This window comes from Acinetobacter sp. WC-323 (genome assembly GCF_000314615.1).
Classification (GTDB): Bacteria; Pseudomonadota; Gammaproteobacteria; order Pseudomonadales; family Moraxellaceae; genus Acinetobacter; species Acinetobacter courvalinii.
Genome location: NZ_AMZS01000060.1, coordinates 253,512 through 266,321, shown reverse-complemented (window position 1 = coordinate 266,321; position 12,810 = coordinate 253,512). Strand labels below are relative to the sequence as shown.

General features: G+C 44.6%; 9 protein-coding genes and 1 pseudogene. 8 read left to right on the top strand and 2 right to left on the bottom strand.

Going from position 1 to position 12,810, the window contains the following annotated elements; genetic code table 11:
• The first annotated feature begins 73 nt into the window (after nt 1–73).
• The 3 genes from ACINWC323_RS03485 (at nt 74) to ACINWC323_RS03490 (ending at nt 5,146) form a co-directional block, all read left to right on the top strand.
• On the top strand, nt 74–2,542 hold the full coding sequence (locus ACINWC323_RS03485; RefSeq protein ID WP_009514784.1) for an acyl-CoA dehydrogenase: 2,469 nt from the start codon (nt 74–76) through the stop codon (nt 2,540–2,542).
• 215 nt (nt 2,543–2,757) lie between these two features.
• Nucleotides 2,758–2,868, top strand: coding sequence for a hypothetical protein (locus ACINWC323_RS20175; protein ID WP_005229212.1), 111 nt, complete (start codon nt 2,758–2,760; stop codon nt 2,866–2,868).
• A gap of 283 nt (nt 2,869–3,151) precedes the next feature.
• Entirely contained in the window at nt 3,152–5,146 is a 1,995-nt protein-coding gene (locus ACINWC323_RS03490) for an esterase/lipase family protein (RefSeq protein WP_009514757.1), read from the top strand.
• Here ACINWC323_RS03490 and ACINWC323_RS19905 read toward each other — a convergent pair.
• Nucleotides 5,136–5,318 (bottom strand): annotated as a pseudogene (locus ACINWC323_RS19905) (hypothetical protein); the annotation flags it as partial. The gene ACINWC323_RS03490 and the pseudogene ACINWC323_RS19905 overlap by 11 nt on opposite strands.
• 188 nt (nt 5,319–5,506) lie before the next feature.
• Here ACINWC323_RS19905 and ACINWC323_RS03495 point away from each other — a divergent pair.
• The 3 genes from ACINWC323_RS03495 to ACINWC323_RS03505 all read left to right on the top strand — a co-directional run bounded on the left by ACINWC323_RS03495 (nt 5,507) and on the right by ACINWC323_RS03505 (nt 9,513).
• Nucleotides 5,507–6,598 (top strand): amidohydrolase family protein, encoded by a 1,092-nt coding sequence (locus tag ACINWC323_RS03495; protein WP_009514633.1) that lies wholly within the window; start codon nt 5,507–5,509, stop codon nt 6,596–6,598.
• On the top strand, nt 6,585–7,427 hold the full coding sequence (locus tag ACINWC323_RS03500; RefSeq protein ID WP_009514765.1) for an SDR family NAD(P)-dependent oxidoreductase: 843 nt from the start codon (nt 6,585–6,587) through the stop codon (nt 7,425–7,427). The genes ACINWC323_RS03495 and ACINWC323_RS03500 overlap by 14 nt, the downstream gene beginning before the upstream one ends.
• Nucleotides 7,428–7,812: 385 nt before the next feature.
• The gene (locus ACINWC323_RS03505) at nt 7,813–9,513 is read left to right on the top strand and encodes an NAD-dependent malic enzyme (RefSeq protein WP_009514823.1); all 1,701 of its coding nucleotides are present in this window, start codon (nt 7,813–7,815) and stop codon (nt 9,511–9,513) included.
• Between the two features lie 84 nt (nt 9,514–9,597).
• Here ACINWC323_RS03505 and ACINWC323_RS03510 read toward each other — a convergent pair whose 3' ends face one another.
• Nucleotides 9,598–10,020, bottom strand: a complete 423-nt coding sequence (locus ACINWC323_RS03510) for an Lrp/AsnC family transcriptional regulator (RefSeq protein WP_004771166.1) — start codon at nt 10,018–10,020, stop codon at nt 9,598–9,600.
• A 222-nt stretch (nt 10,021–10,242) separates the two neighbouring features.
• Here ACINWC323_RS03510 and ACINWC323_RS03515 point away from each other — a divergent pair, with 222 nt between their 5' ends.
• A complete protein-coding gene (locus ACINWC323_RS03515) occupies nt 10,243–11,517 on the top strand; it encodes a Glu/Leu/Phe/Val family dehydrogenase (protein WP_104021888.1) in 1,275 nt (424 codons plus the stop codon).
• A gap of 83 nt (nt 11,518–11,600) precedes the next feature.
• Complete coding sequence (locus ACINWC323_RS03520; protein ID WP_005229221.1) at nt 11,601–12,806, top strand: aspartate aminotransferase family protein; 1,206 nt, start codon at nt 11,601–11,603, stop codon at nt 12,804–12,806.
• Nucleotides 12,807–12,810 lie beyond the last annotated feature (4 nt).

The window sequence follows — 12,810 nt, the reverse complement described above, 5'->3', positions numbered from 1 at the left end:
AATTAACTTAAACATAAAACAACTCAGATCTTTATTTTTCCTCTTCATCCCAATCTGAGATAAAGGAGCAAACATGATTGTACTATTAATATTGCTTGGTCTACTGATACAACTCTTTGTGATTTGGGCTCTCTTTTATTTTGAAGCCAGTCGAACTGTCGGTAGTGTGCTGGCAATTGTCACTGCGATTTTGTGTAGTGTGCTGATTACCCCATGGAGTCTGTTACTGGGTGTACCTATTATCATCGCCAGTATTATTCTGCTGATTACGCCATTGCGTGATGCTTTGATTAGCCGACCTGCTTTTAAAGTGCTGTCCAATGCCATGCCGAGTATGAGTACCACTGAACGAGAGGCTCTGGATGCCGGTACCAGCTGGTGGGAAAAAGAACTGTTTATGGGGGCGCCGGATTGGGAAAAGTTTGATCAATATCCTTATCCCGTGTTATCGGCAGAAGAACAGGCTTTTTTAGATAATGAAGTACAACAGCTGTGCTCAATGTTGGATGAGTGGCAGATTCATCATCAGGACAAGGACCTGCCGCCAGAGGTGTGGCAATTTATCAAGGACAATGGCTTCTTGGGGTTGATCATTCCAAAATCATTTGGTGGCAAACAATTTACCCCCTTTGCGCAAAGTCGCATCATGAGCAAAATTGCTTCCCGTTCACTGACTGCTGCGGTGAGCTGTATGGTACCCAATTCGCTTGGGCCAGGGGAGTTGCTGCTGCACTATGGTACAGAGGAGCAAAAACAACGTTATTTACCTGGGCTTGCCAACGGTACCGAAGTACCTTGTTTTGGCTTGACCAGCCCTGAGGCGGGTTCGGATGCTGGGGCGATCCCGGATACCGGTGTGGTGTGTCATGGGCAATATCAAGGCCAACAAGTCTTAGGCCTGAAAATGAATTTCTCCAAGCGCTGGATTACCCTGGCTCCAATTGCAACCGTGATTGGTCTGGCCTTTAAGTTATATGATCCGGAAGGTTTGCTGGGCGATAAAAATAAGGTGGAATATGGCATTACCTGTGCCTTGATTCCGGCTGACCATGAAGGCATTCAGATTGGACCCCGCCATAATCCGGGGGCGCCATTTATGAATGGTACGGTTGAAGGTCGTGACGTATTTATTCCTTTGGACTGGATTATTGGCGGTCAGCAAAATGCAGGTAAAGGCTGGCGGATGCTGATGGAATGTTTAGGAGTAGGACGTGGTATTTCATTGCCTGCCTTAGCAACCGCAGCAGGGGAAATGAGTTATCTGTTGGTGGGTGCATTTGCCAGTGTTCGTCAACAGTTTAAAATTTCGGTTGGGCATTTTGAAGGGGTACAAGAGGCGACCAGTGATATTGCCAGTGATGCTTATATGCTGGAATCATTCCGTTATCTGGTGACCTGTGGTTTGAACCAAGGCGGAACCCCTGCGGTAATGACCGCCATGGCCAAATACTATGCCACCGAAACCATGCGTAAAGTGGTTAATCATGGCATGGACGTGGTGGGTGGCCGGGCGATTCAGTTAGGCCCACGTAACTTCCTTGCCCTGACTTATCAATCCATTCCCGTTGCCATTACTGTGGAAGGCGCCAATATTCTGACCCGTTCTCTGATGATTTTCGGTCAGGGCTCAATGCGTTGCCATCCTTATCTGTTTGAAGAATTGCAACTGTTACAAGCTGAAGATAAAGCGGCCGCTTTTAAGGAATTTTCGCCATTATTGTTTAAACATCTGGCCTATACTTTCAATCGCGCAGCCAAAGCACTGGCATTTTCGATTACGGGCGGCTCAGATGAGGGCTCTAAAAATGCCGATGATTTTTCAAAGGCCTATTACAGTAAAATCAACCGTTTCAGTGCCGATTTTGCCTTAACCGCCGATATGGCGCTGGGAATTCTGGCAGGCGATTTAAAGCGTAAGGAAATGCTGTCTGGACGTCTGGCGGATATTCATGCGCATTTATTTATTGCGACGGCAATCCTGAAATATTATGAACAGGGTCAACGCACCGAAGCAGAACAGAAACATGCCGAATTAGCCGTGAATAAAGCCCTGTATCAGGTGCAAGAAGCCTTCTTTGGCTTCTATGATAATTTTCCGATGCCGCTTGCCTCTGCTATGGTGAAACTGATCTGTTTCCCATTTGGCCGTCCTATTGCAGCGCCGTCAGATCAGTTGAAGCAAGAGGTCGCGCAATTGATGATGCAGGAACATGCGTTCCGGGAGCAGTTGAAGCAACATGTCTATTACAACACGGATGCCAACGATGTGATGGGGCGGATGGAGTCTACATTCCAAAGCCTGTTACAGCTACAGCCGTTGTGGAACAAGTTTAAAAAAGCCGAATCCAAAGATCAGTTTAGCGGTCTCACCTTTGAAGCGCATATTGCCAATGCAATCGAGACAGGTTTTATCACTACAGCTGAGGCGGAGTCACTTTTAGACTACAATGCCAAACGTTATGACAGTATGTTGACGGATATTTTTGATGAGCATTTAGTCGATGACCTGCCGTTGGAAAATCCCCACCTTCGCAACTTATGATTGAATCGTGTAAGCACAGCTTGAAGCAGTCCTGAATGTATCTGAGATGAAGCGTCATCTATGCCTCTTTTGCTTATGTTCAGGGCTGTTTTCATAACAGTCTCGAGTTTTTAAGCTCATCTGTTATATTTTTTTTAGAAAACTCTGTGTCTTTTTTTGTTCTGTTACTTCCTGCACTATAACAGTATGAGTTGAGCAAAGCCAAAGGTGCCGATATGAGTTTTTTGAAAAAAAAGAATAATGCCAGTTTTGTATTCTTCATTATTACACTATATGCCTTTTTGGGCTTTGGTATTGGCTATGTAATCTGGGAATACCTGTTATAAGATGCACGGCCTTGAGCGCTGTCCAGTTTTTACATGCAGAGCTGGCTGATTCAGTTCCCAGTTTGAGATGGCATATTTCTATTCTTGTGATCCAGTTAAACCATCGAACCAGTCCTTCGATGGTTTTTTATATCTTTGATTGGCTGTTCTAAAATAAAAACGAAATGTTTTAACACGATGGCTGTGTTGTTGGCGGATATTTGGCATATTAGAAGCAGATGCGCAAGAACAGGAAAACTGGTTGGGTGCGCGATGCGGGTTAATCAGTCTGGAGCTTGAGAAAATGGGGCGATATAAGCAACTATTGGCCAAATTGGTGCTGCTTGGCTTTATTCTTTTCAGCTTGTCGGCCTGTCAGTTGGTGAAATTGCAGCAACGAAGTTTAAGCGCCTCCTTAACCGATAAAACCCAGACCATTCTGACCCGATCCCAGTTGAGTGATGCCACACAAAATAGCTTGCTGCTGTCCGGAGTTCCGGTCGAAGCTTGTCTAAGTCAGCCTGAGCAATGCGTACAGAGATTACAACAGAAACTGGCCGACAGTCCTGAACAGCGTTATGCCGCAGCCAGTGAGATTTATCTGGCACGGGCCCTGCAACTCGGTCAGGAGAAAAATTGCCAGATTGCATTGGCTCAAACGTCGCATTCAGCACAGCAAAACCGCTGTCTCGATGAAGTCTTAAGTTCGCTTGATCAAAGTGTTCGCTTTAGCTTTGCCTATTTATTTGCAACGCCCTCTACACCACAGAAACGTATTTTTGATCAACGCCAGACCCAGGTTCGGCTTTTTTACAATGTCACTCTGTCACGTTTGATCACTACGGCCTATTTACGGCATCGATTTACCCGCTTTCCTCAGCAGTTACAGATTAACCAGCGACATTATCAATTCAATTTTGATCATTATCCGGAACTGGCAAACACCGATATCCAGTTATTGCAGTCCAGCTACAATATGCGGTTTACTGGATTTTACAGTGTTAACCGACGCGATGGTCTGGGCTCGGAATTTGTTCTGGTGGCCAAAAATCAGCAGTCTTCAAGCCCTGATTATATTTATGATCCTGAAAGCTATTATGCCGGTAAAGAAAATCCTTATATTCATGCGGCCAGATATCTGTCGGTCACCGCCGTAGCTCAGCCTGCGCCTAATACTTCGGTCGAGCAGTTACTTGATGCGGCTCCCTTGCAGATCCAGCTGATCGATCCGTTCCGTTATGACCAGCTTCAGGTGGCACAGCAGGACTATTTACTTAGTGCCAATTATTCAGCACCTTATGGTCTGTGGCTGGCTGAAAACAATCTGGGAGGAACCGGCTATAAAACCCTGATTGATCGCAAAGAGCAATTCAGCATGCCACATCTGTTCATGCTGGAACCCTATAATCCGGATAAAAAAATCATTATTTTTATTCATGGGCTGGCCAGTAGTCCAGAAGCTTGGATCGCCTTGACCAATGATATCTTGGGAGATGACAGCTTACGTCAGCACTATCAGGTCTGGCAGGTTTTTTATTCCACCAACATGCCGATTCTTGAAAGTCGTGCGCAGATTTATGCTTTGTTAACACAGGCTTTTGCCATGCATGATCCGCATGATGCTGCCATGCAGGATGCGGTACTGATAGGACACAGTATGGGGGGCATTATCAGCCGTTTGCTGATGGGGCAGGGTGATATTCGCCAGCAGGCCGTCGAGGCAATCCAGAATGATAAGGCGCATGACTTTATTTTTTCTGCTGCGGTGAGCAAGCGTTTTATGTTCCGTCCGATTGAAAACATTAACCGGGTGATTTTTATTGCCACCCCGCATCAAGGAACAGCCTACGCAGATCGCTGGTTCACCTTGGCTTTGCGCAAGATAATTCATTTACCGGCCAAGTTCTTAACGGCGGCTGAGCTGGCGGTGGCAGACCACAACATCAATATTCATCAAATGAAGAAAAATCTGGCAGCCGGCATTATCGAAAACGGTCCTAGTGATTTAAGTTATCAGTCCAAATTCATGAACATGACTCAGGCCATTCAGCCGGTACAAGGGCTGGCTTATCACTCCATCATTGGCAATATCACTCAGCATCAGGAGCCAGATAAAATGACCGATGGCATCGTGCCGTATAGCAGTTCGCATCTGTCAGGTGCCATCTCGGAAAAAGTCATTCAGGGCGGGCATTCGATTCAGGAACAGCCCGAAGCGATTCTTGAGTTAAGACGGATTTTAAAACAGCATATGCAATTGCATCCGCTGGTGCCACCCGCACAGGCTGTTAAGGATTAACTGTCTTGGTATTTTTCAACTGAAGAGGCTGTTGATCGAGTAACCATTGAATGGAGGCATCAAACAGTTTGAGTCCATCCTCTGAAAGATTGGTAAATGTCTCATTATTAAGAAAGAACATCAGCCGTTTTGCGGGTGCCAGCGATTCATAGTCCATGGTTGCACCTTTTTCATTGAAACTCATCATAAATTTATATATTTAGAAAGGATTCGGTAAAAAATAAATGAATCGTATTCATACTGTTATATTGAAATAAATCATTTTATTCATACTGACTTGTTCGGTAGGCTACATTGATCAAATAGGATAAGTTACATAAAGCATCGCCATTTTTAAAAATAATGATATCGAGTGAACGCATGGAAGAATTAGGCTTTTCGATCATTGATCCGCATATTCATCAATGGGATCCTTATCACACACCGCATTCTGCTGCTGTATTGGTAAAAACTTTAGGCAAATATCCCGCTGTTATGGATCGCGTAGTACGTTTGGTCAAACCCAAGCCTTTATTAGAGACTTTAGGGATAACCCGATACGCACTGAATCCTTATTTACCCGCGCATTATCAACAGGATAGTGCTTTATTTCCTGTAGAGAGCGTAGTGCATGTCGAAGCAAACTGGCATCATCACACAGGCTTTGGAGTGGTGGAAGAAACTCACTGGATTAAGCAATTAGAGTTTAATCGTCACGGTTTAAAGCTGGGTGCCATCGTTGCCGCGGCTGATCCCAGAGACCGAAAGTTCAAAGACATTCTTAAAGCGCATCAGCAGGCTAGCCCACTATTTCGGGGCATTCGTAAAATGGCGGCCTGGCATGAGGATAGTGGGATTTATCGATGGTGTGATCGGCCGCATCTTTACCGTGACAAGAAATTCTTAAAAGGTTTTGAACAGCTGGCAAAAATGGATCTATCTTTTGATGCATGGGGGTATTCCACACAGTTAGCAGAAATTACCAGTCTGGCGAAACAATTTCCTGACACCCGGATTGTGGTCGATCATCTGGCGACACCCGCTGGCTTGTTTGAGGCCGTGGGTAAGAAAACGGGAATTACAGCATCGCAGCGTGAGACCATTTTTAAACAGTGGCAGCAGGACATTGCCATGTTGGCTGAACAGAAAAATGTCTATGCCAAAATTTCAGGCTTAATGATGCCGGTATTAGGACATCGCTTCTATCAACACAAACGCACCGCGACAACTGCTGAAATCGTCAATTTACTGACCCCCATGATTCAACATGCTGTTCAGGTCTTTGGCATCAACCGCATTATGTATGCGTCTAATTTTCCGATGGACAAAGTCAATGCAACACTCAGTGATCTGGTTCAGGCCTATATCCAGATGCTTCGTCCCTATGGTGAACAGGCAATGTATGCCATGTTTAGACAAAACGCAGCCCATTTTTATCAACTTCATCTAGAGTCTAGCCATGAAAAATTTTAATCAGAAAGTCGCAGCCATTACCGGTGCAGGGTCAGGGATTGGTCGACAACTTGCAATTTTACTGGCACAGCAAGGCGCACATTTGGCTTTGAGTGATGTCAATGAACAGGGCCTGCAAGAGACCAAGGCCTTGTTACAGCAATATCCTGTCAATGTCACCCTGACCCAACTCGATGTTTCTGATCAGGACGCAGTCCGTGAATGGGCAGAACAGAGTTTTAAGACACACGGCAAGATCAACCTGATTTTTAATAATGCGGGTGTGGCGCTGGCAAGTACCGTCGAAGGGATGGATTATGAGGAACTGGACTGGATCTTAAAAATTAACTTTTGGGGTGTGGTTTATGGTACCAAAGAATTTCTGCCTTATTTAAAGCAAAGTGGCGAAGGGCACATTGTGAATATTTCCAGCCTATTTGGTTTGACGGCTCAACCGACCCAAAGTGCCTATAATGCAACGAAATTTGCGGTTCGTGGTTTTACCGAGTCATTGCGCCAAGAGCTCAAGCTGCAACACAATGGCATCAGCTCGACCTGTGTACATCCTGGTGGAATTCGAACCAATATTGCCAATAGTGCACGCATGAGTGACAGCATTCGGGCTTTGGGCATGAATCCTGCTAAAGCCAGTCAGGCCTTTAACAAAGTATTGAAAACGCCACCTGAACAAGCTGCTCGAATCATTCTTGAAGCTGTGCAAGCGGATAAGGCACGGGTATTGATTGGAAATGATGCAAAAATCATTGACCTGATCCAGCGGATTACGCCAAGCCATTACTCACATGCATTGAGTTTCTTTAGCAAGAAATCCAAGAAAAAACGGGCTTAAAAGATATGCTCAGGCATGAAGGAATAATGAGGTTCGCGAAGAGAATTAATCTGACTTCCTTCATGGTTCTAATTCGTCATTGTATAGAAAATGGATGGTGAGCTTGAATAGAATCTTGCAGTTAAAAACGATTTGAGTTGAATAATTATTCAAATTGGGCTGGGTGTATAAAAAACCTACAAAATATTGCCATGATTGGACTACAAATGTGCATTATTAGCGAGTACTATTTATTTCCTAAATGTTTAGCCACTTTACATACGGTCAGATTATTCGGTTTTAAGCGCTGATTGGTGTAAATTATTCACTTCGCCAAAATTCTTTTTTTATAAGAATTTAAGCAACGAAATTTTATATATTTGACGGATAATCTCAAGAGTAAGGTATGCCTGCGAACCCGAGTAAAATCAAAAAACCTTTATATATTCCCTATGCGGGGAATGCTCTTTTAGAACTTCCGCTGTTAAATAAAGGCTCTGCTTTCTCTGAAGAAGAAAGAGAAAATTTTAATTTACATGGTCTGGTTCCATACAATATTGAAAACATTGAAGAGCAAACCCAACGCTCTTATCAACAGTACCTTTCATTTGACAGTGACCTAAATAAGCATATTTATTTACGAAATATCCAAGACACCAATGAAACCCTGTTCTATAGCCTATTGAGTCAGCATTTGGATGAAATGCTACCAATTATCTATACCCCGACGGTGGGCGAAGCCTGCCAGCGTTTCTCTGATATTTATCGTCGTCACCGTGGTATCTTCATTTCTTATCCAGAACGTAAGTACATTGACCAGATTATTCACAACGTGAATAAGAAAAATGTCAAAGTCATCGTGATTACAGACGGCGAACGCATTCTGGGACTAGGCGATCAGGGCATTGGCGGTATGGGGATTCCCATCGGTAAATTATCACTGTATACCGCATGTGGAGGGATCAGTCCTGCCTATACCTTGCCGATTACCATTGATGTCGGAACCAACAACGAAGAATTGCTGAATGATCCAATCTATATGGGCTGGAAACAACCACGTATTCGTGGTGAGCAATACTATGAATTCGTTGAGCAGATTATTACTGCAGTGCGTCAGCGCTGGCCAGATGTACTGATCCAGTTTGAAGACTTTGCGCAAATGAATGCGATGCCGTTATTAACCCAGTATCGAGACAAGATCTGCTGTTTTAATGACGATATTCAAGGCACGGCGGCTGTAACAGCAGCAACCCTGATTGCGGCTTCTCGTTCACAAGGCAAGCAGCTTAAAGACCAAACCATTACTTTTGTTGGTGCGGGTTCGGCAGGTTGCGGTATCGCAGAGCAGATCGTTCGTCAAATGATGGATGAAGGGCTAAGTGATCATGAAGCACGTTCACGTATCTTTATGGTGGATCGTTTTGGTCTGATGACTGACCAACAGCCAAATTTACTCGATTTCCAGCAAAAGCTGGCGACACCAACCAGTGCCATCAGTGACTGGGAATATACCGGTGAATATGTCGGTTTACTGGATGTAGTGAAAAATGCCAAACCGAGTATCCTGATTGGTGTTTCCGGTCAGGCGGGCTTGTTCAGTGAAGAAGTGATTAAAACCTTAGCGAAGTATTATAAACATCCGATCGTTCTGCCACTGTCGAACCCGACTTCACAAGTGGAAGCACAACCTAAAGATATTATCGAATGGACAGATGGCGCGGCGATTGTTGCCACAGGTAGTCCATTTGCGCCTGTTTATTATCAGGGCAAGGCCTATAGCATTGCACAATGTAATAACTCCTATATCTTCCCGGGGATTGGTTTGGGTGTCATTGCATGTGGCGCAACGCATATCAGTGACTCTATGCTGATGGCTGCTAGCACGGCTTTGGCCGATTGTTCGCCGCGCCTGAAAAACCCGGCAGCGGATTTATTGCCGAATATTAATGATATTCAGCAAGTGTCCAAGTTTATTGCCTTTAAAGTGGCAAAAGCGGCAATGGCGGATGGCTTGGCTGTTCCGATGAGTAATGATGTGTTGAAAACAGTGATTGATGATAATTTCTGGACACCAGAATATCGTAGTTACCGTCGTGTCACTGCTTAAGCGATAAGTGATTTTTTAAAGGGCGTATGATCATTTCGATTGTGCGCCCTTATTCATGTCTGCAATCTTTGACTTTTAGTCTGATCAGGTTTTATAGGTCGACAGTAAAATACTGGTTTCACTATTGTAAATACCTGAAATATTTCGGATTCGCTCCAAAGCCTTATCAAAATTTTCCAGACTGTCAGATTGTAACTCCACCAGAATATCCCATTTGCCATTGGTGGTATGCAGCCGTTCTACCGCAGATTCGAGACGTAATTCGCGGATCACGGCTTGGGCTTTGGTCCCTTCCACCATAATATTCATCCATGCCCGAATGATATTCTTCTCTGCACTGGGGCGGAAGCGCACCGTGTAACCGGTAATAACGCCAGTCGATTCCATATATTCAATTCGTTTCTGTACGGTTGCGCGTGACACCCGTGTTTTGGCCGCCAGATCGGTAATGGACATCCGTGCATTGTCTTTGAGTAATCCTAATATAATATGATCGATATTGTTCATTTTGATATTTACTATTAGCAAATTGATAAAAAATAATTCATTTTAATCATTATAACGAATTTTGTGAATCAATTTGATTCTTAATAATAATCTTATACAAAACCCCAAGCATTTTTGATTCAGTGAAAAGAAGCACAATGCCGATTAGGGAGGATGGGGTAGGACGCCCTGAAAAAAAGGGAATCTGTGAATAACAGGGACAATTGATTAATTAAGGAATAGATGATGTCTTTATCATATGCGGCTCAAAACGGTAGTGCTTGGCAAACCTTTCTCACTCAAGTTGATCGGGTAGCCCCTTATCTGGATGCCGACCTCAGCAACTTTATCAACACACTGAAAACCCCAAAACGTACCTTGATTGTTGATGTTCCAATCGTGATGGACGATGGTTCAATCCGTCATTTTGAAGGCTATCGTGTCCAGCACAATTTGTCACGTGGGCCGGGTAAAGGCGGTATTCGTTATCACCAAGATGTTGAATTGAATGAAGTCATGGCCTTGTCTGCATGGATGACCATTAAAACTGCCGTATTGAATCTGCCGTTCGGTGGCGCGAAAGGCGGTATCCGTGTGAATCCAAAAGAATTGTCGACACGCGAACTCGAGCGTTTAACCCGCCGTTTTACCAGTGAAATCAGCCCAATTATCGGTCCACAAATTGATATTCCTGCGCCAGATGTCGGTACCAATGCCAACATTATGGGCTGGATGATGGACACTTATTCAAGTATCAAAGGCCATACGGTTACAGGTGTGGTTACAGGAAAACCCGTTCACTTAGGTGGTTCGCTCGGCCGTGTTCGTGCCACAGGTCGCGGTGTATTCGTAACCGGTATGCAGGTTGCAGAACGCATCAAGTTACCAGTCGAAGGCAGTAAAGTGGCTGTACAGGGCTTTGGTAACGTAGGCAATGAAGCAGCCTATCTGTTCAGCCATGCTGGCGCAAAAATTGTGACCGTACAAGACCATACCGGCACCATCTTCAATGCAGAAGGTCTGGATGTGAAAGCACTGCAAAAACATGTGGTGGAAACGGGTGGCGTAAAGGGCTTTGCCGATTCAACTGTGATTTCGGATGAAGAATTCTGGACAGTTGATATGGATATTCTGATTCCAGCAGCACTGGAAGGCCAGATCACGGTTGAACGTGCACAAAAACTTAAAGCCAAAATCGTGCTTGAAGGCGCCAATGGTCCGACTTACCCAGAAGCGGATGATGTTTTCGTGAGCCGTAATATTACCGTTGTTCCAGATGTAATCTGCAACGCGGGTGGTGTAACCGTCAGTTATTTTGAATGGGTTCAGGATATGGCGAGCTACTTCTGGAGCGAAGACGAGATCAATGAACGTCTGGACAAATTGATGATCCAGGCGATTGCAGATGTCTGGAATACCGCCGCACAGAAAGAATGCAGCTTGCGTACCGCAGCTTATATTCTGGCGTGTGAACGTATTCTGAAAGCACGTAAAGAACGCGGGATTTTCCCGGGCTAATCAGTCCCTCAAACAATAAGCGTAAAAGGCTTGTTGAGCATTTAACAAGCCTGAAGATTAAAAACAGGAAGTGAGTAAATAAAATGAGCGAAGTCGCAATTACACGTAGCAATTTTAATGATTGGATGGTGCCAGTTTTTGCCCCGGCAAATTTCATTTTAGTACGTGGTGAAGGTTCTCGTCTTTGGGATCAAAACGATAAAGAATATATTGATTTCGCAGGCGGGATCGCGGTAAACGCTTTGGGTCATGCACATCCTGTGGCAGTCAATGCCTTAACCGAACAAGCGCAAAAGTTATGGCATATTGGTAATGGTTATACCAACGAGCCAGTATTACGTCTTGCAAAGCAACTGGTTGACAGTACCTTTGCCGACAAAGTCTTTTTCTGTAACTCAGGTGCAGAAGCCAATGAAGCGGCGTTGAAACTGGCACGTAAAGTCGGTTTGCTCAGCGGCAATGCAAACAAAAACCAGATTGTTGCGTTTAAAAACGCCTTCCACGGTCGTACTTTATTTACCGTAACGGCGGGTGGTCAGCCAAAATATTCTCAAGACTTTGCACCATTACCAGGTGGCATTGAACATACGGCGTTTAATGACCTTGAAGCAGCCAAAGCCGCGATCACTGAAAATACCTGTGCCGTGATTGTTGAACCGATTCAGGGTGAAGGCGGTGTTCTGCCAGCAGATATCGAATTCCTGAAAGGTTTACGCGCGCTATGTGATGAAAAAGGTGCGGTACTGATTTTTGATGAAGTCCAAACAGGTGTTGGCCGTACCGGTTCGCTGTATGCTTATATGAATACGGGCGTAACGCCTGACATTTTGACCACAGCAAAAGCATTGGGCGGTGGTTTCCCGATTGGTGCCATGATCACAACAGATCATTATGCCAACATGTATGCCGTGGGTGATCACGGTACCACCTATGGCGGCAACCCATTGGCCTGTGCCGTGGCGGGTGCGGTATTTGAATTTATCAATACACCAGAAGTGTTAGACGGCGTAAAACAGCGTCATCAATATTTCATTGAAGCCTTAAATAAAATCAATGCGCAATATGGCCTGTTCAAAGAGATTCGCGGTCAAGGTTTATTAATTGGCTGCGTGCTGAAAGATGAACATGCCGGTAAAGCCAAAAATATTGTGACCTTAGCGGGTGAAGAAGGTTTATTGGCTTTGGTTGCAGGGGCTGATGTGGTTCGTTTCACACCATCATTGATCATTCCTCAACAGGATATTGATGAAGGTCTAAACCGTTTTGTTCGTGCATTAGCACGCCTCTAAGTCT